Here is a 21591-nt window from a genome sequence, read left to right as displayed (position 1 = left end):
ACAAACTATAATTAACGGTATAAGTCTCTAATTCAAAAGAGCTTATGCCGTTTATTTTTTAAAACGATTTATGATTGAGGGAGGGACGATAGTCGATGATAAATCTTAAGAGCCTTGAATCTATATCGATTTATATATCAGTAGAACATCAGGATTCAACTGATACTCAATATTTTGATGCGTAACAGTTCCCATCCCGCCCGACCATACATTTGACGTTTGATTGTTTTCAGTCGATTGACCTGTCCCTTGCACATGCCATTTGCCCAGAACAGCGTCATCCCGACACGGATGACGTCGACGTCGCCTCCTATATAGGTCGCGAAAGAGGATAGTGGTGTTTCGTTCATCCGTTCTGCCTGTTCACACCACTTTAAGATATCCAGTTCAGACGTCGTCTCCCCGAAAAGTTCCTTGAACGAACGGACAAGCTCGTTCAATTGCTTCAGGAAAGGATAGAGGCCAAGTATCTTTAGGAGAAGTGGCTTGTTAGAAGGCTCATCTCCCCAAAGGACTATCTGGATGATTCCTCGATTAATGATTTTTTCGTGAGGGATTGTTTTTTTAACTTTGCGACATATGAACGAAATGCACTGATTCCACTTTCGTTTCAATGCCCGATGCACCCATTCTGTCATCCTGCCTTAGCGGATTCATCTGGCGATATCTTGTTTATGGATGTCTGCACTGTGACGTCGATGTGACTGATTGACTTTTGGTGGCTCTGTCAGCTTCAAATATCTCATACGCGTCTTCGGGTTCTGACCAACTTGGAGATTGGGTCACCTTGTTTTGCATCATACTGTACGGCTAGAATAAGTGTCCATTTCCTTCTTTCAGCATCTGTCAGCTCACGTTCGACACTTAGACTATCCGGTTCGAGAACAATCTTTGCGTTTGATGGAAGTTGTCGTTTCAAAACTTCTTCAATTTTCTTTCCTAAATTATGAAACAGGTGCCATCGGTCGCTCACCTGTTGAATCTTTTCATCGGTCAAGCGGATTGACTCCCGAAACTCGACAGATCCGTCCCGTGCCACGACCTGGATGGTATTGTGTGAGCGAATCCAGGTAGGGACAGTGTTCACATCCCGAGAGGGGAGTAAAGCGATTGGGTGTCTGGTCTTAAGATCGCAGATGATTGTCCCATATTTTTCGTTTTCTCCAGGCCCAGTCGTCAATGCCGATAACGCGAGGAGCAGTTTTTTTTCACATGATGTTCCGATCGTTTCAACATTCAGAGTAGCGTACTGTCGCTGATGTTGTTCAAATATGTTCCAGCCCGATTGCACTCAACCCACTCAATAGTCTCAACAGACTGCGCTCCAAACGAATTGTTCTGCGAAAATGTGAACGACAAACGGAAGAAAACCTTTCCGTGAAGATACTCGTTGAACAGGCAGAATCGTCGCAGAAGAAGCGTCTCACCTGAACCCGAAACTGTACATCCATCCCAAACACACGCTCATCCCTCAACGTCCTGATGTATCTGCTGTGGACACGGTATGAGAACTTTGTGAGCGCACAACTTTTTCCGATGACAAATGATCTGATATGCTTCGATGGAATGGTTTGCATCGACCACTTCTAGTTCTGGAAGAAACCCATCTAACATATTAATCCCTTCAATCATTTTAGTGAATTAATTCCCGAGGACGTGCTTCATAAAAAGTGAGGAAGAACCAATTTTAAACCGCTGTTGACAATCGCACTCATTCCACTCAATAAACTCAACAAACTGCTCTCTAAAAGGATTGTTCTCCGAGAATGTTGACGATAGATGACCTTTACTTTGTCTTCCTTAGTGACGTTTCCCTTGGATCGAACTAAGGCGTTCAACTCTCCATTCTGCCGGAATTCGACGCTTTTCATTGCCTGTCATATCTTTCATCGGTGGCGGTCCTTTCTTCTTAGGAATTAGCGCGCACTACCCTCCTCAGTTACCTCTCCCATTTTCGGACTGTGAGAAGGGAGAGGCAATATTGAAGATTACAGCCGCTCCGTTTACTGACACGCCATTCTCGTTCATGTTTGAAGTACGTCCAGTTTAAACTGTGCGGGGTAAGGTGTATAGGGTTTGGAAAAGGCCATCGGCTCATGATAGTCGAACTGCTTGCCCCAGTTACACACCAAGGTCGGGTCTGTCCCTAGGGATTTTCGCGATGTCATTCATACTATCTGTCTCTTCCCGATAGGCCATGACGGTGTTTAATTTTCGATGAGTAGTAAATCTAGTCATAAAAACTGCACCTCCACTTGTTAGATGTGTCTGACAAGTGGAGGTGCAGTTCAAATTTAGAATAACAGATTTTTTAGTTCATCTGTTTATCAATTAAGGAGTATACTGAATTGTTTATGATGATTTTTATTCAAAATTTACTTTTTTAATAATGAATGGGTTAAAAAATCAACAATTTTCTCTGATGCTGTTCCGTCTCCATAAGGATTAGATAGGTTTGACATTGAATGATAGACAGACTCATCGGTTAATAAACGATGAGCTTCTTCGAAGATTTTACTAGAATCAGTGCCGACCAATTTCAAAGTCCCAGCTTTAACACCTTCCGGTCGCTCAGTTGTTTCTCGAAGAACGAGAACTGGTTTTCCTAGAGAGGGAGCTTCTTCTTGTATACCACCGGAATCAGTCAGGATTAAATGAGATTTCGCTGCGAAGTTATGAAAGTCAATAACTTCTAAAGGTGGAATTAAACGAATGCGCTCCGATTCCCCGAGAATTTCATTGGCAAGTTCTTGTACAAGTGGATTCAAATGTACAGGGAATACGATAAACACATCAGAGTGAGAATCATGAATTTTTTTTACGGCATTAAAAATCTGTCGCATCGGTGCACCTAGATTTTCTCGGCGATGTGAAGTAAGCAGAATCATTTTATAATTGTGTTCTTCACATAACTCCAAAATAGGGTGCTCGTAGTCTTTTTGAACCGTGGTCTTCAAAGCATCAATTGCTGTATTACCAGTAACGATGATTGAAGAGGATGGTTTGTTCTCTAATAACAGGTTTTGTTTTGCTTGTTCTGTTGGAGCAAAGTGATAGTCAGCAATTACTCCAGTTAATTGTCTATTTAATTCCTCAGGGAATGGAGAAAGCTTGTCAAAGGTTCTTAATCCAGCTTCAACATGACCTACAGGTATTTGGTTATAAAAAGCTGCTAATGAGGCAGCAAAGGTGGTGGTTGTGTCACCGTGTACCAACACTATGTCAGGTTTAGTCTCATCAAAAAGTTCAGAGAGGCTTTCCAATACTTTTGAGGTAATTGATGTCAGAGTTTGATTAGGTTTCATAATGTTCAAGTCGAAATCAGGAGTCAGATGAAAAGCATCTAAAACTTGATCGAGCATTTCGCGATGTTGTGCAGTCACCACGACAATTGACTCAAAATGCTCAGGATGTTTTTTTAATTCTAGAATTAGCGGTGCCATTTTTATTGCTTCAGGTCTAGTTCCGAAAATTGTCATTACTTTTAGCATTTTTACACCTCAGTTATGTGCCTTTTTGCGATTCAACAAAATATACTGTTCATCTAGTTTTTCTTTACGATAGTTAGACTTTTCTTGAGCAGTCCACTTGTTAAAATCATTTAAAAATTTCGAATAGTGTTCAACAATCTCATTTACGGGACCGTACTCTCTAACTTTTCCAAATTCAAGCCATAGAACTTGTGTACAAAAAGATTTAACTTGAGCAGTAGAATGACTAATGAAAATGATTGTTTTTCCTTCATTTTTAAATTCATTCATCTTATCAATACATTTTTTATAAAAGGTTTGGTCACCGACAGATAGTGCTTCATCAATTACAAGAATATCAGGATTAATGTGGACAGATATAGCAAACCCTAATCTAGATTTCATTCCACTTGAATAGGTTTTAACTGGCTGATCAATAAATCTTCCGATATCTGCAAAATCAATAATAGAAGGTTCTAAAGCTTTAATTTCTGAACGTGATAGCCCCATCATAAGGCCTTTTAACTCGATGTTGTCTCGCCCACTCAATTGTGTGTTTAATCCAGCAGAGATGGCAACCAACGAAACATCTCCATTAATTATAACCTCACCCTTCTCGGGCTTTAAACCACCTGCAATAACATTACTCATTGTGGATTTACCAGAACCGTTAATTCCTACAATTCCTAACACTTCGCCTTTAGGAAGCTGAAAAGAAATGTCGTTAAGTGCGATGAATCGTTCTCCATAACCACTCCGAGAAATCAAATCTAAGATTTTGTCTTTAGTTCCTTTGTAAACTCTAAAGTATTTTGAAACATTTTTAAACTCGATTGCGTAGTCAGACATATAATCAATCTCCTTAACTCATAAATAATCTGCAAAAGAATCTCTAAATTTCACATGCAATATTGATGCAATGAAATATATCGATAACGTGAATGTCCAAAAGTAAATTGTTAATTGTGGAAGCTCCCAGAACCATGTTTCGAAAAACAGTGAATCCCTGTAACCATTAATTAAATACGTAAGTGGGTTTAACTTTAAAAATGGCTGCAAATATTCAGGCATAGAATTGATGCTCCATAAAATTGGACTCAAGTAAAGTAACATACGAATTGCCGATTGAAGTAAAGTCTGGAAATCACGTGCGATTGATGAAAATGTTGAAAATAGTAATGCTACAGAATAACTAAAACAAAAAGCTGCAAACAAGTAATAAGGTAACTGAATTAAATGAATTGTGAAAGGTATATCATAACTCACCATAATGAAGCCTACGATAACAAGCATAAACATATGTTCTGTTAGAAAAGTTACAATCACGAATGATGGAATAATACTTATCGGAAAATTCATTTGCGAGATAAGATTAATTCGTGCGTAAATTGAGTTTCCCCCTTGAACAATCGATTTGCTGATGAAGAACCATAAAGCTAAACCGGCTACTAACCAGGGTAAATAGTCAATTTGACCGTCGACAGGTCTTCCACCTCTCAATCCCAAACCAAAAACAAACCAATAAGTCGCTATTTGGAACAAAGGATTCAATAGTTCCCATAGCACTCCGAGAATGTGCGTAGAATACTGCGCTTTCGTTTCATAGCGAGCTAATCTACCAATCATATATAAGTTTTCAAGGTGTTCTTTAATTACTTTAATAGGTGACAACATTAGGGTATTCCTTTCGTTATTTATGTGAAGAGGTAAAGGAAAAAATCCTTTACCTCTTCACATAAAATAATATTTTCAATTATCGATTATTTTGTAAGCAATGATTTTGATGGCAAGTTTCCAAAGTTGATCACTTTGATTTTGTCATGTGAATCGATAATATTTCTAGTGTCAAAAACTGTTAAAGGAGTCGTTTGCTCAAGCAATAAAGCATCAAAATCAATATTTTTAAATTCATTATGATCAACAAGAACTAGTAACAAGTCTGACTCTGAAACGGTTTCTTTTAATTCTTTTAATTCGAGACCGTGAATCTGTTCTAATTTTACATGAGGATCATGAACGGACAATTCGAAACCTTCCGCTTTTAATAAGTCGATAATTTCGAGAGCAGGGCTTTCTCTCACATCATCTACGTTTCCTTTATAAGTGATTCCTAGTGCTCCGATTTTTACTGTCTCTGTTGGATTATCTTCAATCTTATCTGATAAAATTTCGCGAACATTTTCTACGATGAAACGCGGCATTGAACGATTTGTTTCTCGAGAAGCACTAATAATATTCGCATTCTCTGGAGATTTTGCAATAATAAAATAAGGATCTACAGCTAAACAATGTCCTCCCACACCTGGACCTGGTGAGTGGATGTTTACTCGCGGATGTTTGTTGGCCATATCAATCACATCGAGAACATTGATGCTTAAATCTCGACAAATCTTGGTTAGCTCGTTAGCAAGTGCAATATTCACATCGCGATATGTGTTCTCCATAAGTTTAGACATTTCTGCTGTGCTGGCGTCGGTCTTGATAATTTCTCCTTTTACGAACAACTCATATACGTGTGCACCTTTTTCTGCGCATTTTGGAGTGATGCCGCCAACAATTCTGTTATTGTGTTCAAGCTCCATTAAAATTTGACCAGGAAGTACACGTTCTGGACAATGAACTAAACTAATATCTTCTCCCACCTTGAAACCTGCTTTTTCGATGAGTGGTTTAACATGGTCACTTGTTGTTCTTGGAGCAACTGTCGACTCTAAAATTACAACGTTCCCTTTCTCTAAATAAGGGATGATCATATTTACGGCGTCAATTACATAAGTCAAATCACAAGATTTATATTTATCATCTAAATTTGGAGTAGGTACTGCAATGATAAACACGTCAGCATTCTCTGGCTCTGTAGAGGCTTTAAATGTTCCATTGTCTACGTTTTGTTTAACTAGCTCCTCTAAACCTGGTTCTTCAATATGAATTTTACCCGAATTCAATGTATTAACAATATCAATATTGATATCAACACCAATTACATTTGCACCGTGATGTGCGAACATAGCTGACGTTGGTAAACCTATATATCCTAAACCTACAGTACAAATTTTCATAGTATAAATAAGCTCCTTTATCAAATGTAAATTCTAATAAAATAAACAGTTATTCTTTCATTAATTTAAAGAGTTTATTATAGAATCTAAAATTCAAAACAAAGATTATTATAAGCTTTACAAACTATTCAATCAAGTTTATAGAGTTACAGCTTTATAACAATATATTTAATACATGCGAATGTCACAGTAATTACATGATTATAATAAAAAAAGCTACTAAGGAATAAGGGTAAGAAATAAATACTACACAGATAACTGATCACTAAATCTTAAGTAAGAGTAATGTACGGAAATTTACAAACAATAAATTATTAAGAGAGAAACACTTTTTAAAAAGTATATTAAAATCATATACCATTTTGTTTGATGGATGATTTTAATAATTAAGCAGATTAAATTCATCCATGATCCTTTTTATAAGATATAAAAATCATTGAAGAAACTGATTCTTATACTCAATTAGGCATATGTTCATTTATATAATTTAATGGTGCACACAATTATATTTACAGATATTTAAAAAAAAGTTATTGAAATTATGTTGTTTCCCTTTGTAATATTTTATACTTTAAATTAGTAGAGAAGTTATACTTTAGATGAACTCTACATGTCGTCCTGTCATTGAATTAGGGGAAATTAGAAAGGGGAAAAGTAAATGTTTTCATCAAAATCAGAACGTTTATTTACTGGGATGATTGCTGCGGCATTGGCCGTTTCAGCAGTGACTCCATTGGCTTCAGTTGAAGCCAAGCAAAATGAGAAGGTTACATATCAAGCGAAGAAGCAAGAAGCGATTGAGATTTTAGCACCAACCTCACCAGTTGTTTTCAAGCAAGGGGAAAAGTTGAATGGGAACGACCGTATCCTAAATGTGAAGATTGATGGGAAAGTCAAGAAACAGCCTGTTCGTTGGTCGAATCTATCGACGTCTACAATCGGTGAATTTACAGCTACGGCATCGTATTCTCATAAGGGACAAACCGTTACATTGGATGTTCCTTACACGATAGAAGGCTATGAGCTTGCGATTATGCACACGAATGACACGCATGCTTCACTCGACAATGCGCCAAAACGTGCAACGGCCATCAACCAACTTCGTGAAGAAAATGCAAATCGTCTGTTGATTGATGCAGGAGATGTGTTCTCAGGTTCGCTCTACTTTAACAAGTTTAAAGGACAAGCAGACCTTACATTAATGAACTATATGCAATACGACTTGATGGTTCCGGGAAACCATGAGTTCGACCTCGGAACAGAAGCAGGACATCCTGAATTCGCAGAGTTCATTCAAAACGCTGAATTCCCGTTCGTCAGTTCGAACGTTGATTACAGTGGTGACCAATATTTGAATGAGCTTTATTCTGAAGAGTTGACACGTAAACCTGGCGATGGAAAATTGTATGAGGGTGTCATCAAAACAATCGATGGGAAAAAAGTAGGCTTCTTCGGTTTGACGACTGAAGATACAGCAAACATCGCGAGTCCTGGTCCGATTCAGTTCCAACACTACATCGACGAGGCGGAAAAAGCCGTCAAATCATTCAAACAACGTGGTGTCGATCAAATCGTGGCAGTATCACACTTAGGCTTTGATGATAACCCAGCTGTCGATAACGATTTGGAATTGGCAAAACGTGTGGAGGGCATCGATATCATCATCGGTGGACACTCACATTCACGTTTAAATGAACCAGTAGTCGTAGCAGATGGAGCTGAGCCAACGGTAATCGTCCAGGCTTACCAATATGGCGACTTCTTAGGAACATTAGACGTCGTGTTTGACCAAAAAGGTAAAATTGTTTCTCATCAAGGGAAGTTGATTGATGTGAAAACATATGCTGCTGATCCGACTGCAGTCAGTCTATTAGCTCCGTTCGCACAAGAAATCGAAAGCATTCGCAATGCTGAAATCGGAGCAGATGCAACTGCAGCATTCGAAAATCCGCGTGATGCAGGTGATGTCACGAAGTCGAGTGTCCGTAAAAACGAGACAGCTTTAGGGAATTTGATCACAGATGGTATGCTCGACCGCGCGAAACAAATGGACGGAGAAGTCGTTGCTGCGATTCAAAACGCGGGCGGTATCCGTGCACCAATCAATGCTGGTCCAATTACAACGGGTGAAGTATTAACGACACTTCCATTCGGTAACACGTTGGCTGTTATGACACTTGATGGTTCTGAACTATTGTCAGCGCTCGAGCGTAGTGTTAGCGTTTATCCGATTGAAAGTGGCGGATTCTTGCACATGTCAGGTATGAAAATTGAGTTCGATAGCTCGAAACCTGCAAACAGCCGTATCGCTAAAGCCCAAGTCCTTAAAGACGGGCAGTATGTGGATGTCGTGCCGACTGAAACGTATAAAATTGCAACGAACTATTTTGCAGCAAAAGGTGGAGACAACTACCTTGAGTTCAAAAAAGCGTACGAAGAAGGTCGTGTCAATGACCTAGGAATCATTGACTGGGAAATCATGCGTGATTATTTGGTGAAACTTCAGACGGTTACGCCTTCTGTTGAAGGACGCATTGTAGACGTAAAATAAAACAGACATGGGAGAATCTGATGGTAACTCAATCAGATTCTCCTATTCTTTATAGGTGGGTTAAGAATGAAACGAATCAATGGGAATGGTACTTATCGCTTCGTATTGATTCTTGGAGCAAAGGTCAATGGTACCTCTCCATCGAGAGCGCTCCGGCATCGGATTGACGTCGCGGCTGACTATGCGAAGGCGCATCCAACTGTAGAACTCATTGCAACTGGGGGACAAGGACCAGACGAAGGCATGGCCGAGGCACTTGTGATTGAACGGGAACTGATGGCACGAGGCATTGAACCACACCGGATCCATGTTGAAGCGACCTCTACCTCAACGATTGAGAACTTTCAGCACAGCCGACCGTTTTGGGAAGGCGAGACGGGGCTCACCATCGTGACGAATGACTTTCATGTCCCGCGGGCACGTCTCATTGCGAAGCTCTATTTCCAACTCGAGAGCGATGCCCTGTATGCACCGACTCCGCCACTAGCAAAAGGGCGATACGTGATCCGTGAGGTGTTAGCTTATGTGAAACTACTTGTCCGCTATCTGTTCAAAGATAAAAACTAGGCTCTTGCATCCGCAAGAGCCTAGTTTGATTGACAGCCGATTTCTTGATTTAAAACCTCACCGAACGCTTCGGCGCCTTCCACATTCAGATGGACGCCGTCGCTCTCGAAATAAGATTCCTTCCCGACGGATTGACCATGCCAATCGATGAGAGAAACGTTCTCGTGAAGTTCGCTTGCCCGAGCGAGCTTCTCATTGACCTCGCTCTCCCACGGACGAGGGACGCGGGTGTTGATTAAATAAATATGGTCCGCGCGCTCGAACTGTTTGAGGAGCGTGTCGAGTTGGTCCATCTTGAACGCCCCGTTCGTTCCGAGATGAAGGAAGACGACATGACCTGGCGCGTTATACGATGCATACTGAGATGCGACCGGAATGGCATCGCGGACTTGGCGCCCGATTTCAGCATCGATGGTCATGTTCGGAAACGCATCTGCCAAGTATTCGTTCAATCCGAGCATGACCGAATCACCGATCGCGAGCGCTGGTGGACAACTCTTTTCCTCTGGCGTTTCAGTTGGTGGCGGCGTCACGTCTGTGGTCGCTTCTTCCGAATCATCTGTTTCAGGTTCTTTCGGCACATCAGGTGTCTCTTCCTTTGGCATCGGTACTTTCACAATCGGAATCTCATCTTGTGCCGGCTTCGATTCAGAGAAGGCTAAGATGGTCAAGTTGCCGACGAGTACGAGTGAGAGTGCCGTCGCGCAAGCCGTAGCCGCGAAACGGGCACTTGGATGCGTCGGTGTCGAGACGAGTTGACGGAACGAGGCGATGAATCCGTTTCGACGAATCGGTGTCTCAATAAAGCGATATGAGAATTCGGCGATCAACAACGTGAGCGCGACCTGACCGACCGCAAGGAGCGGTGAAAACGTTCCAAGTCGTTCGAGCGGTGTCGACAAGATGATGATCGGATAGTGCCATAAATAAATCCCGTACGTTCGCGTACCGATCACACGAAGCCAAGCGCTTCCAAATAGGCGTGACCAGATCGTCGCCGGATGGGCGACCGCGGCAATCAAGATTGCGGACAAGAAAGCGACGAGCAAGAAGCCACCATAATAGAGGAACGCGTCATACGCATTCACCGTGACGATGATACCGATGATTACGATGAGAGAGATTGCACCAGCCACGTTCAAAATATGTCGTCCGATGTTTGGGATGACCGCTTTGAACGTATCTGGTCGCCAGCCGAATGCGAGCATGGCACCCATGAGCAGACCGAACAGGCGGGTATCCGTCCCGTAGTAGACACGGCTCGGGTCCGCTTCTGGAACGTAGCGGAACGCCATCCATGTCGCGGAGACGATTAAGAGTGCTGCGACCAATTGAAGCAACCGTTTCCGGAAGGCGAGGCCGACGAGTAAAATGAGCGGCCAGACCGCGTAAAATTGTTCTTCAATGGAGAGGGACCATAAGTTTTGAAGTGGTGACGGTTTCCCGAAGCTCTCGAAATATGACACTTCATGGAAGATGTACCACCAGTTGTTCACGTAAGCGAGCGCGGCGAGTGAATCTTGTCGTACCGTCTCAAGCAACGAGCGGTCAAAGAGCGTGACGTATGTCATCACGAGCGACAACATCAAGACGAGCGCCGGGAGCAATCGACGGAAACGGGCGATATAGAATCTTTTCAAGTCGATCGTGCCGGTTTTCGTCCACTCTCGAATGAGGATGCCGGTAATCAAATAACCGGACAGGACGAAGAAGACATCGACACCGAGGAATCCCCCGGATATGTAAGGTACGTTTAAATGATATAAAATGACAGCCAAAACGGCGAACGTGCGTAAGCCGTCCAGACCGGGCATATACGTTGTATGTTTAAGTGGTTTCATGCCCCCACTTCCTTTCTAGTCAAAGCGGACATTTCCCTTTTTTTAGAATCCATTCTTCAGTATAACGAGTGGGGGAGAGGGAATGGTTTCAAAAGATTAACAATCAAATGAGCAAAAAAATCCACAAAAAAAGGGACGCAAGGTCCCTTAGTGATTACACCAGATTGATCAACATCCCACCGATGACGCCAGCGATGACAAGTGCCCAAGGTGGTAATTTCCAGTAGGCGATCATGACGAACAAGAAAGCGGCAAAGACGAAGTCGACCGCACCGTTGACGGTACTCGTAAAGATTGGGCTATAAAATGCCGCAATCAAAATACCGACGACCGCAGCGTTCACCCCGATTAAGGCTCCAGCGACTTTCGGATTGTGGCGAAGCGCATCCCAGAACGGAAGTGCCCCAAGAATGAGCAAGAACGCCGGCAAGAAAATGGCGACCGTTGCCAAAATCCCACCCGGAATCCCATTGATGACTGTCCCGAGGTAGGAAGCGAATGTGAACAATGGTCCCGGAACAGCTTGTGCGGCACCGTATCCTGCGAGGAAGGCTTCTTCACTCAAGAAACCTGCTGGGACGAGTTCACGCTCGAGGAGCGGCAAGACGACGTGTCCGCCACCGAAAACGAGCGCACCGGCGCGATAAAAACTATCGAATAAGGCGATCGCTTGGTTTTCAAACGTTTCCCGTAAAATCGGTAAGATGACGAGAAGTGCCCCGAATACCGACAGCAAGACGGCACCGAACCGTTTTGAAATCGGGAACGTACTTGATTTCGCATCGAGACGATCTGGCTTGAACAACAAGAATCCAGCGACAGCAGCAACGAGAATGACGAGCACTTGGCTGAACGTCGTCTGCCAAAGCAATACGCCGGCAAGCGCGAAGAAGGCAATCGTCTTCGTCTTTGGATCAGGTGTGAGTTTACTCGCCATGCCTAAAATCGCATGGGCGACGATGGCAACGGCAACGACTTTCAAACCGTATAACCAACCGGCATCAGAGACGTCGAGACCGGATAGGACCAAAGCAAACAGCATGAGCGCGATGACCGACGGGGTCGTGAAGCCGATGAACGAGGTGATCCCACCTAATATCCCGCCGCGGACAATGCCGATGCCAATCCCGACTTGCGAACTCGCGGGGCCGGGCAAGAATTGACATAAGGCGACGAGGTCGGCGTATGCCTTCTCATCCATCCATTTGCGCCGTCTCACATATTCCTCATGGAAATAGCCAAGGTGGGCTACCGGTCCGCCGAACGATGTCAGCCCGAGCCGGGTTGAAACGAATAAAATCTCTAGTAACGTCTTGAACGTCACACGTTGTGTCGTCATGTCTTCACTCCTTAATTTCTTTAAATAACTCATAAGCTTTTTGGCGGGCTTCTTGTAACACCGAGAGTCCTTTTTCGGTCGTCACATAATTTTTGCGGACGTGTCCGTCGACGGTCTCGTTTTCGCGAACGAGGAGGCCATCCTTCTCCATACCGTGCAAAATCGGATAGAGCGTACCGGCACTGATTTCATATCCGTGCTCTCTTAACTCATCGACCATCCATGCCCCGTACACCGGATGTTCCGCAGCATGATGCAAGATATGGATGTGGATGAATCCGAGGAACAGTTTCCGCAGGACGCGATCTTCCATACGTGTCATCTCCTTCATATCGGTTTTCGATATCGGTTTTCGAAAACAGTCTAACAAACGAGTGAGAAAGTGACAAGCACGCTGTCTGCAGTTTACAAAAACTTATAATAAGAAGATGGGAATGAGTTCGGAAAAAATAGGGAATCTATCACAAATGAGGTAAACTAGGTATTGAGTTTATTTGCTGAGGAGGAAGTGACGTGACAAACCCCATTCATTCTTCATACGATACATTGTTGCGTTATATGCCCCAAGGCTACGTCGAGTTTAAAGTGATTTACGACGACGCTTCGGAGCCGATTGATTACGAATTTTTTGAAGTGAACCCTGCCTTCGAAAAGATGATGAAAGGGAAACGGAAACATTTTATCGGTCAGAAAGTGTCAGCGGCATTGAAAGATTTTGAATATAGCGAGCGGGAGTGGATGATTCAAGTGGCACGGGTCGTCAGTGATGGCGGTACGGTGACGTTTGAACACTTCTCTCGCCGTAACAAGTCATGGTTCGAAATGTCCGTTTTCAGCGAACGAAAAGGCTTTGTCTCCGTCATGTTCCATGACATCACGCGACATGTTCAAGAAAACAATGCCTTGAAGCAGCTCGTGAACGTCTCGCATCGTTTCGTTTCAACGGGAAGCGACTTATTGATGAACCAACAGTTCCTTGATCAGATTCGTGATTTCACCGGGGCGAAGGCGGTCGCACTTAATTTGATGGAAAGTGATGGCGAGTCATATACGACGGTCGCATTGTCCGGTATGGACGAGATGTTAGAACGAAGTCTCGATGTGTTAGGGTTCCACCCGGTTGGGAAGAAGTGGCCGATGACCGACCAACGACGGGAGCTGTTCAGTAAACCGAATCCACTTGTGTTTGAGGGGATTGATCCGTTGATTGACGGTGCCCTTCCGAAACGACTCGTCAAAAACTTACTCCGCATCTTCTCGCTTGGAGAGGTCGTCCTCTTCAAAATTGAGAAGGATGGGATACTATATGGAGATTTGACGATTGTGATGCAAGAAGGGAAAGTGGCGAATCGACTTGGTCTTGTCGAGTTGTATCTTGTCCATGTGCTAGAACAATTGGTCAAAGCGGATCACCAAGTCGGGGAGACGAAGAAGTCGATGTTCGATGGGTTTGCGACACTTGACCTGGAATGCATTATGGCGCTTAATACACGCCAAGTCTTACATTTGAATGATACGTGGGAACGGGTGCTTGGCTACTCGCTTGATGAACTTGAAAATATGGATTTTCTTAGCTTGATTCATCCAGACGATGATGTCATTACAGAAGCGGGCTTTACAGAACTCGAGGAACGGGGAGAACTGTTCCGTTTCGTCAATCGCTTCCGAACGATTGATGACACCTATCGTTCGATTGAATGGCATTGTAAACTTCAAGGGAACTATATTTACGCCGTCGCGAAAGATGTGACGGATCGCGTTCAGTTGGAAGAGAAGTTGGCCGAGCGGGACCGTCTGTTGACGAAACTGTCTGACCAAATTCCGGGAGCCATCTATCAGTTCGAGTTGTTGCCGGACGGTAGCTTCAACTTCCCATTCTTCAGTCGAGGTTTTGAAGACATGTTAGGGATTACTGCCGAAGAAGTGCAGGCAGATGCCGGCCTCGTCTTCCGACGGATGCATCCAGATGACTATCCTCACGTCATGCAGTCGATTGATGAATCGTATCGGAACTTGACGATATGGGACGCGGAGTTTCGTGTGTTGACCGAGGATGGACGAACAATTTGGATTTTAGGATCGTCCCGCCCAGAGAAAATTGCTGACGGTCATGTCCTCTGGCACGGATATATTGGTGACGTCACAGAGAAGAAAAAGTACGAGAAAGAAATCGAGTATTTAAGCTATCACGACCAGTTGACAGGGGTAAAAAATCGTCGGTACTTTGAAGAAGCGCTGGAACGTTATGACGACGATGCGTTTTATCCATTGTCACTAATCGTCATCGATATTAATGGGCTGAAGTTGACGAACGACGCGTTCGGACACTTAATTGGAGACCGGTTGCTCGTCGAAGCGGCGAATATTTTACGAAATGAGTTGCGAGCGAAAGATGAAGTGGCACGTATCGGTGGAGATGAATTTGTCGTCATCTCGCCGAACACGACACTCGACGAAGCGAAGCATTTATCTGATCGTTTGAGTCGCCTTTTCCTCGGACGAACGGTAGAAGGGCTTCCGATTTCCGCCTCGTTCGGTGAGGCAGTCAAGCACGACGCGTCCATCGAATTAACCGACGTCTTCAATTTAGCGGAAGACCGGATGTATCATCATAAAGTATCGGAGAAACAAAGCCGTCGCCATCACTCGATTCAACTGATCATGCGTACACTATATGAAAAGATTCCCCGTGAAGAGGCGCACTCCCAGCGTGTCGCGAATTTGTCTGGGAAGCTTGCGGAAGCGATGGGCTTCACAAGCGCCGAAGTGAATGAGATTCGAACGGCCGCTATTTTGCACGACATCGGAAAAGTAGCGATTAGTAACGATATTTTAGATAAACCAGGTGCCTTGACTGAACCCGAATGGCGTGAAATCAAACGACATCCTGAGGTCAGTTACAATATTTTAAGTACGGTTCCTGAATATGTCGCCTTGTCTGAAATCGTTCTGGCACACCATGAACGATGGGACGGGAAAGGATACCCGAAAGGGATGAGTGAATACGAAATCCCGCTTGCTTCCCGTATCATCTCGATCGCCGACACGTTCGATGTCATGGTGACGGGTCGTCCTTATCGACAGGCGAAGTCGATTGATGAGGCGCTTGCCATCATTCAACAAGAGGCGGGCAAGCAGTTCGACCCGACGCTCGTCGATGTCTTCTTTGAAAAAGTCGTCCCAACCCTACAACAATAAACAAGCGAGTCCTCTCTTATTTTGGGAGGACTCGCTTTTTCAAACGGTGAGTGGACGCTTCTTCAAGACGAGAACCGTCAACAAGAAGACGACGGCGGTCATGCCAATCATGACGAGAATGGAGAGGAACGGAAACTGTCCTTCGTACATCGTGATGACCCCGTTATTTAGCCAATAGGTCGGTAGGAAACGTCCGACGAGTTTCAATGAATCTGGTAACCAAAGCAGACTGATGAACGCGCCTCCGGTAATGGCAGATGCCATCGTGACCGATATTTGAAAGATGTTCGCCTTCTCTCGATTCGTCGCAAATACCGAGATGAGGCCACCAAATGCCAGACAGACGAGCAAATAGGCCGAGAACAAGGCGAAGACGGTCGGGAGATGGGTCCACACGTCTTGACCGTAAAGCGCGAGACTCACGCCAATCAACAGCATGACATAGACGAAGCCGACGAGATAGAAGGCGAGAAGAAGTGATGCGAAATACCGCCGTGGTGACACCGGTGAGGCGAACAGGCGGGCATAAATCTTCTCGTCCCGGTCATCCGCGACAAACATCGGGATGAACTGGAGGAACGTCGACATCATGATGAACGACAAGAGACCGAAAAACGCTTGTGTGCGTGCGGTCGTCGCGACGCTCTCTTGGAACGGTTCACTAGAGAGCGTGTATCCGTTATCTGTCTCCTCGGTCGCGAGTTGGGTGAATGTGGCTTCGTCATATTCACTCGCCTCAAGAAGCTGGCGTTCACGTGACAAGTGACCGTTCAATGCCTGTTCGACTAAAGAAGCGTCACTGCCGGCAATTGCGGAGAACGAGAGACGAGGCATATCGCCGTTGAACGATTGCTCTGTAAAATCTTCAGGAATGAGAAGCACGATGTCTTCTCCTTCTAACAAGACATCTTCGCCACTCGTCTCAAGCATGGTGACGCGACCGAAACGTTCGGCTTCTTCGATGAGGCGCTCGGCGAGAATATCCCCGTCCTCATCGACAATGCCAATCGACGCATTGAGACTCGACGTCCCCCCTACGAAGGAGAGGATGAGCGCAAACCCGAACATCGAGACAAACGTGAATACCCAGAGCCCTTTCTTTCGGAGCATCCGTTTGGCGACGTGCCTAATGAGTACCATGGCGCCTCACCCCTTTCGATAGAAGATAGCTGAGTACGATGAAGATCAGCAGATGGACCCCGAGTAAACCGAGGCTTTCCCAATAGACGCTCATGTCGCCTCCCCGAAGCATGACGGCCAGCATCCCGTCGCGCATGAAAATCGGCATGAACACATACGCGGCCCATGGCGCATAGTTCAGCGTCACTTGATCGAATCCGGGAACGTAGCCCCCTGATAAAATCATGATGATGGCAACGAAGCCGTTGACGACCGCATCTTTCGTCGTCGTACTCAACTTCGGCAGGTTGACGATGACAAACCCGATGGCGACCCCGTACGCGGTCAAGGCGAGCCAGGCGAGAATCAAATAACCGAACTGGACATTTGCCAAATCAAACGTCCGATAGACGAAATGACTGAACCAGAACAACAGGATGAGCTGAAGCAAAATGATGACGTAGCGGCTGAACGTCCGTGCGAGCCGATATTGGACCGTTCGGACAGGAGCGGCTTGAATCCGTAAATAGCTGCCGATATTCGGTTGTTCTTCCCGTGCCATCGCTGTGATATAAAACGACCCGAACAGAGCGGTCATGATGGAGATGGTGACGGTGAAATATTCGAGCGACGTCGGGGTCCGTCCCGCTAAATCGACGCTTTCTGTATCAAGCCACGCCTCATTCTCATACGGGGCCGAAAGACCGGACTCCGCGAGCGTAATCTGTTGGTTGGCGATTGCCGTATACTGACCGAGAATGGCTTCAAGGACGTCAAACTCGACGGTCGTCGGCTCTTCGTATAACAACGTAATGTCACTGCCGTCGAGCCGTAAGATCACGTCTGCATCCCCATCGTTCACACCTTGCTCGGCTGACGCGATGTCTTCATAAGGGACGAGGCGGATGAACGCCTGAATGTCTTCGTCGTTCAAAAAGTTCTCGAGCGGTTCTCGATACTGGTCGGTTGAAGCTTCGACGTACGCGACGTTCGTGACGGGGAGTTTGAACGTGTCACTGAAGACGGTCGATAGCATCGTCCCGAGTCCGAAAATGAGGATGAGCGGGAAGAGGAGCATCCAAAAAAGTGTCGCACGATCCCGGAGCCGCTGTTTCACATCATATTTGATAAATGTCCACATGAAAGGACCTCCTATTCCCGGAGCGTCTTCCCGGTCAATGCCAAAAAGACGGTATTGAGGGAAGGACGGTCGACCGTGATGGACGTGAAGTGAACATGCTCCTGATGAAGCGTATCCAGGAGCGGAGCGAGCGGCGTATCTTTATCGAGCGACACTTCGATATACGGTTCCTCATATTGCACTTTTTGGACGTGGTCGAGTGCATCGAGCCGTTCGAGCAGGTGCGGGGTAAGCGCATCAACTTTGATGCGGGCTGTCTCGAGCGTCATGACGCGGTCTTTCAGCTCATCTTGTGTCCCTTCAGCGATGATTTTTCCTTCGTCGACGATGGCGATACGGTCGCAGAGCAGCTCGACCTCTTCCATGTAGTGTGACGTATAGATGATGGTGGCACCACGACGGTTCAGTTCACGGATATTCTCTAAGATCGTGTTTCGTGATTGCGGGTCGATGGCGACGGTCGGCTCATCCATGAAGATGAGTTCCGGTTCATGCACGATTCCGCATGCGATGTTGAGGCGGCGGAGAAGACCGCCGGACAGTTCTGGTGGGCGTTTCTTTTGATGGGCATCGAGTTCGACGAACGCAATCGCGGCCTCGGTCTTTTGTCGCGCTTCCTTTGGACTGAATCCGTATAATTCAGCGAAGAATTGAATGTTTTCATACACGGTCAGTTGGTCATAGACGGAGACGTGCTGCGGGACGATCCCGACACGTCGCTTGATGGACAGTTCGTCTTTTGGCATCGATTGTCCAAAGATGCGAATGGATCCCGAATCCGCCTCGTATAGATTCAACATGACAGAAATGGCCGTTGTCTTACCGGCACCGTTCGGACCGAGGAGGCCGAACAGTTCGCCTTCTTCGACCTTCAGACTAAGGTCGTTCAAGGCGATGGTGTCACCGAACCGTTTCGTAACATGATCGAGCGAGATGATCGACATAGATGTACTCCTTTCTCATGTGAAAGACTCATCATTCTACATATAGGTGTTCGTGGATTGTCACGAATATACCTGTCCGGATTTATGAAAATGTGTAATAATCTAATTATTCAGATAATTATTGTGTTGAAATGAGGGATTGGGATGAAAGGGTGGCAATTCAATAAACATGAGGGGGCGTTATTCCCGGACGAAATCGTACTGTCTGCATTTTGTACAGTCGAACCGAAACGGATGGATTCGACGTTACCATTTTATTATGACGAGTCGATTTTTCGATTCACCAATAAAGAGGAGACGTTCTACTTTAAAATTTCGCCGAGCTATCACGAGTTTGAAATCAATGTGAAAGACCGGGACGGGGAACTCCTTTACTACCAATTGCTTCGGACCGTCAGTAAGGTCGAAATCTTAGAAGACCGACGTGACCATGCGGAGCTGTTGATCGTTCTCGCGGAAGACCGTAAGCGGACCGTGACGTCAATCGAATTGACCGTCCGACCGCGTTTTCGTGTGCTTGTGAAAGAGCATGAGGTATGATACCCATCAGTTCACTACCAAGATACTCAGATAGTCAAGAATGATTGGTTTGATGGCAGGAATTCGATTGTATAGCATGCATCAATAAAGATGAGCTCGCATTTTCTGCGAACTCATCTTTTTGAATACTTCTATAAAATCATACGACTTTATCTGACAGATAGGGCTTTCCAACCCGTTGCGCCCATCACGGCCTTTACTTTTGTTTTAGGAATGACAAGACGTCCGCGATATGGGTCATTGATATAGAAATTTGATTTATCGTACCCGGTCGCAAGCATCACGTGATAATTGGTGAATCCGGTATATTTTTTCTTCGAGGATGTGTACCAACTGAAGTAACCATATGGCTTTTTGAAATCGACGCTCGCCCAGACGATGACCGGGTTGCCCATCGACAATTCCCGTTCAATTGAACTGATTCCCTGATTAGACACATCTTTTACAGGACGATATTTGCTTGCGAAGCCGACCATGCCTTTTGGATAGATTCCGTAATTTTTATATTTACTGAGTTTCTTGCGAGGATCCCCGGTAAACATGACGTTCGGGTCGACCCAACGATAGGAACGATTCTCATATCGCGCATTCCACATACTTTTTGGCATTTCACGATACAGTGTCGAGGCGCTGACAACGCGCCCTTTTTTCTCAAGAGCCATCTTGAGCGAGAAAAACTCGCATCCGGATGGATAACCCATTGGGAACTGACGATATAAAGGAACATTCATTTTATAGACAGACATAGTATGAGAATATACACCTTTTGCATCAAATTTAGCATTCCCTACTCGTTTATTTTGATACATTCGGCCATTTGAATCAAAAAAATACCATTTTCCATTGATAGACTGCCAATCGGTTTTTTTAGTCAATGCAGGTGCAAAGTATTCATAGCTTGTTGAATACCTCCATCCTGTTTGTTGGATACCATTTGAATCAAAAAAGTAGGTGTATTTGCCTATTTTAAATTTTCCTGTTAAACGATATCCGGATGTTGGATGAAATCCAACCGTCTTGCCGTTCACTTTTTGCAAACCGTATTGTTGCTTCCCTTTTGAATCAAATAAATAGTAGCGTGAGTCAATTTTATAAAGCCCTGAAAGGAGATAACCATCTGCAGGATGGAGTCCATACACTTGTTTATCGATGCGCGTTATTCCTTGACGACGTGCACCGTCATCCCCGAAATAATAGCGACGCGTGCCAAGCGTCTGCCATCCGGTCGCAACTTTACCATCGTTCATCAAAAAGTACGATTTTCCGTCGAGCGTATACATTCCGGTACGAATCGTTCCGTCTGAAAAGATGTAATGTTTTGCCCCGGCAATCTGTTGCCATCCGGATAGTCGCATCCCATCATTTGAAAAATAATAGCGTTTGCCATCAATCGATTGGAACCCTGAGATGGGTATACCTGTCGCATCAAAATAGTAGACTTGTCCGTTGAACGTTTGCCAACCGGTCAATAGTTTACCGTCTTCGGCAAAGTGATAGGTCTTTCCCTCAATCGATACCGTTCTCGTGACGAGTCGGCCATCTGCCTCGAAAAAGTATGTAGCGTTCTCGATTTGTTGCCAACCTGTGAGGACAATCCCGCTCTCATTTAAATAGTAAGTATTTCCATCGATCTGTTGCCAACCCGTTAACACATTTCCATCATTTGAAGTATAGATGATGCCAACGTTCGTTTGTTCAAATGAACCTTCTGCATGGGTGATTAAGGGGAACATTAACAAAGAGCCAACGATTATACTGATTTTTGTGTAAGTTTTCCATCTCATACGATTGAGCCTCCGAATCGTGTATCTAGGGTAAAAGT

At 44.8% G+C, this 21591-nt stretch carries 18 protein-coding genes; 4 read left to right on the top strand and 14 right to left on the bottom strand.

What is annotated here, in order from left to right; genetic code table 11:
- Positions 1-155 precede the first annotated feature (155 nt).
- The 7 genes from LCM29_RS08195 to LCM29_RS08170 all read right to left on the bottom strand — a co-directional run bounded on the left by LCM29_RS08195 (position 156) and on the right by LCM29_RS08170 (position 6529).
- A complete protein-coding gene (locus tag LCM29_RS08195) occupies positions 156-626 on the bottom strand; it encodes a transposase (RefSeq protein WP_214744209.1) in 471 nt (156 codons plus the stop codon).
- 116 nt (positions 627-742) lie between these two features.
- Positions 743-1291 (bottom strand): transposase, encoded by a 549-nt coding sequence (locus LCM29_RS08190; RefSeq protein WP_214744207.1) that lies wholly within the window; start codon positions 1289-1291, stop codon positions 743-745.
- Complete coding sequence (locus LCM29_RS15310) at positions 1266-1577, bottom strand: transposase family protein (protein ID WP_412093973.1); 312 nt, start codon at positions 1575-1577, stop codon at positions 1266-1268. Before LCM29_RS15310 ends, LCM29_RS08190 begins: the two co-directional genes overlap by 26 nt.
- A 798-nt stretch (positions 1578-2375) precedes the next feature.
- On the bottom strand, positions 2376-3491 hold the full coding sequence (gene wecB / locus LCM29_RS08185) for a non-hydrolyzing UDP-N-acetylglucosamine 2-epimerase (RefSeq protein WP_224861925.1): 1116 nt from the start codon (positions 3489-3491) through the stop codon (positions 2376-2378).
- Between the two features lie 9 nt (positions 3492-3500).
- Positions 3501-4319 (bottom strand): teichoic acids export ABC transporter ATP-binding subunit TagH, encoded by an 819-nt coding sequence (tagH, locus tag LCM29_RS08180; RefSeq protein WP_214744203.1) that lies wholly within the window; start codon positions 4317-4319, stop codon positions 3501-3503.
- Between the two features lie 18 nt (positions 4320-4337).
- Complete coding sequence (locus LCM29_RS08175) at positions 4338-5144, bottom strand: ABC transporter permease (protein WP_214744201.1); 807 nt, start codon at positions 5142-5144, stop codon at positions 4338-4340.
- A gap of 86 nt (positions 5145-5230) precedes the next feature.
- Complete coding sequence (locus LCM29_RS08170) at positions 5231-6529, bottom strand: nucleotide sugar dehydrogenase (RefSeq protein WP_214744200.1); 1299 nt, start codon at positions 6527-6529, stop codon at positions 5231-5233.
- A 658-nt stretch (positions 6530-7187) separates the two neighbouring features.
- Between LCM29_RS08170 and LCM29_RS08165 the strand changes: the two genes are divergently transcribed.
- Together LCM29_RS08165 and LCM29_RS08160 are read left to right on the top strand one after the other, a co-directional pair.
- The gene (locus LCM29_RS08165; protein WP_224861923.1) at positions 7188-9080 is read left to right on the top strand and encodes a bifunctional metallophosphatase/5'-nucleotidase; all 1893 of its coding nucleotides are present in this window, start codon (positions 7188-7190) and stop codon (positions 9078-9080) included.
- Positions 9081-9146: 66 nt separating this feature from the next.
- Positions 9147-9647, top strand: a complete 501-nt coding sequence (locus LCM29_RS08160; protein WP_224861921.1) for a YdcF family protein — start codon at positions 9147-9149, stop codon at positions 9645-9647.
- A 20-nt stretch (positions 9648-9667) separates the two neighbouring features.
- On the opposite strand, the gene LCM29_RS08155 is transcribed toward LCM29_RS08160, so the two are convergent.
- From LCM29_RS08155 to LCM29_RS08145, 3 genes are all read right to left on the bottom strand, one after another.
- Positions 9668-11488: an acyltransferase family protein gene (locus tag LCM29_RS08155; protein ID WP_224861919.1), complete on the bottom strand. Its 1821-nt coding sequence runs from the start codon at positions 11486-11488 to the stop codon at positions 9668-9670.
- Positions 11489-11642: 154 nt separating this feature from the next.
- On the bottom strand, positions 11643-12827 hold the full coding sequence (gene chrA / locus LCM29_RS08150) for a chromate efflux transporter (protein WP_224861917.1): 1185 nt from the start codon (positions 12825-12827) through the stop codon (positions 11643-11645).
- A 4-nt stretch (positions 12828-12831) separates the two neighbouring features.
- On the bottom strand, positions 12832-13140 hold the full coding sequence (locus tag LCM29_RS08145) for a PadR family transcriptional regulator (RefSeq protein WP_074036378.1): 309 nt from the start codon (positions 13138-13140) through the stop codon (positions 12832-12834).
- A gap of 200 nt (positions 13141-13340) precedes the next feature.
- Here LCM29_RS08145 and LCM29_RS08140 point away from each other — a divergent pair, with 200 nt between their 5' ends.
- Positions 13341-16025, top strand: a complete 2685-nt coding sequence (locus tag LCM29_RS08140; protein ID WP_224861915.1) for an HD domain-containing phosphohydrolase — start codon at positions 13341-13343, stop codon at positions 16023-16025.
- A gap of 39 nt (positions 16026-16064) precedes the next feature.
- Here the strand turns inward: LCM29_RS08140 and LCM29_RS08135 are convergent, their stop codons facing one another.
- The 3 genes from LCM29_RS08135 to LCM29_RS08125 are packed head-to-tail and all read right to left on the bottom strand — an operon-like array spanning position 16065 to position 19229.
- Complete coding sequence (locus LCM29_RS08135) at positions 16065-17165, bottom strand: ABC transporter permease (RefSeq protein ID WP_224861912.1); 1101 nt, start codon at positions 17163-17165, stop codon at positions 16065-16067.
- Positions 17152-18285, bottom strand: coding sequence for an ABC transporter permease (locus tag LCM29_RS08130; protein WP_224861910.1), 1134 nt, complete (start codon positions 18283-18285; stop codon positions 17152-17154). The genes LCM29_RS08135 and LCM29_RS08130 overlap by 14 nt, the downstream gene beginning before the upstream one ends.
- 11 nt (positions 18286-18296) lie before the next feature.
- Positions 18297-19229, bottom strand: coding sequence for an ABC transporter ATP-binding protein (locus LCM29_RS08125; RefSeq protein WP_224861908.1), 933 nt, complete (start codon positions 19227-19229; stop codon positions 18297-18299).
- Positions 19230-19373: 144 nt separating this feature from the next.
- On the opposite strand from LCM29_RS08125, the gene LCM29_RS08120 reads away from it, so the two are divergent.
- Complete coding sequence (locus tag LCM29_RS08120) at positions 19374-19769, top strand: hypothetical protein (RefSeq protein ID WP_214693899.1); 396 nt, start codon at positions 19374-19376, stop codon at positions 19767-19769.
- A 149-nt stretch (positions 19770-19918) separates the two neighbouring features.
- On the opposite strand, the gene LCM29_RS08115 is transcribed toward LCM29_RS08120, so the two are convergent.
- Positions 19919-21553 carry a C39 family peptidase gene (locus LCM29_RS08115; RefSeq protein ID WP_224861906.1) on the bottom strand — a complete coding sequence of 545 codons (1635 nt, stop codon included), beginning with the start codon at positions 21551-21553 and terminating at the stop codon, positions 19919-19921.
- Positions 21554-21591 lie beyond the last annotated feature (38 nt).

It is taken from the genome of Exiguobacterium aestuarii (assembly GCF_020171655.1).
In the GTDB taxonomy this organism is placed as follows: domain Bacteria; phylum Bacillota; class Bacilli; order Exiguobacteriales; family Exiguobacteriaceae; genus Exiguobacterium; species Exiguobacterium aestuarii_A.
Note: the sequence above shows the minus strand (reverse complement) of the source record. Positions and strands in the feature narration are given on the sequence as shown.

Bases quoted from the DNA above. Each gene is read 5' to 3' on its own strand.
- LCM29_RS15310 (WP_412093973.1), bottom strand. From the start codon at position 1,577: ATGCAAACCATTCCATCGAAGCATATCAGATCATTTGTCATCGGAAAA.
- wecB (WP_224861925.1), bottom strand. From the start codon at position 3,491: ATGCTAAAAGTAATGACAATTTTCGGAACTAGACCTGAAGCAATAAAA.
- tagH (WP_214744203.1), bottom strand. From the start codon at position 4,319: ATGTCTGACTACGCAATCGAGTTTAAAAATGTTTCAAAATACTTTAGA.
- LCM29_RS08175 (WP_214744201.1), bottom strand. From the start codon at position 5,144: ATGTTGTCACCTATTAAAGTAATTAAAGAACACCTTGAAAACTTATAT.
- LCM29_RS08170 (WP_214744200.1), bottom strand. From the start codon at position 6,529: ATGAAAATTTGTACTGTAGGTTTAGGATATATAGGTTTACCAACGTCA.
- LCM29_RS08165 (WP_224861923.1), top strand. From the start codon at position 7,188: ATGTTTTCATCAAAATCAGAACGTTTATTTACTGGGATGATTGCTGCG.
- LCM29_RS08160 (WP_224861921.1), top strand. From the start codon at position 9,147: ATGAAACGAATCAATGGGAATGGTACTTATCGCTTCGTATTGATTCTT.
- LCM29_RS08155 (WP_224861919.1), bottom strand. From the start codon at position 11,488: ATGAAACCACTTAAACATACAACGTATATGCCCGGTCTGGACGGCTTA.
- chrA (WP_224861917.1), bottom strand. From the start codon at position 12,827: ATGACGACACAACGTGTGACGTTCAAGACGTTACTAGAGATTTTATTC.
- LCM29_RS08145 (WP_074036378.1), bottom strand. From the start codon at position 13,140: ATGGAAGATCGCGTCCTGCGGAAACTGTTCCTCGGATTCATCCACATC.
- LCM29_RS08135 (WP_224861912.1), bottom strand. From the start codon at position 17,165: ATGGTACTCATTAGGCACGTCGCCAAACGGATGCTCCGAAAGAAAGGG.
- LCM29_RS08130 (WP_224861910.1), bottom strand. From the start codon at position 18,285: ATGTGGACATTTATCAAATATGATGTGAAACAGCGGCTCCGGGATCGT.
- LCM29_RS08125 (WP_224861908.1), bottom strand. From the start codon at position 19,229: ATGTCGATCATCTCGCTCGATCATGTTACGAAACGGTTCGGTGACACC.
- LCM29_RS08120 (WP_214693899.1), top strand. From the start codon at position 19,374: ATGAAAGGGTGGCAATTCAATAAACATGAGGGGGCGTTATTCCCGGAC.
- LCM29_RS08115 (WP_224861906.1), bottom strand. From the start codon at position 21,553: ATGAGATGGAAAACTTACACAAAAATCAGTATAATCGTTGGCTCTTTG.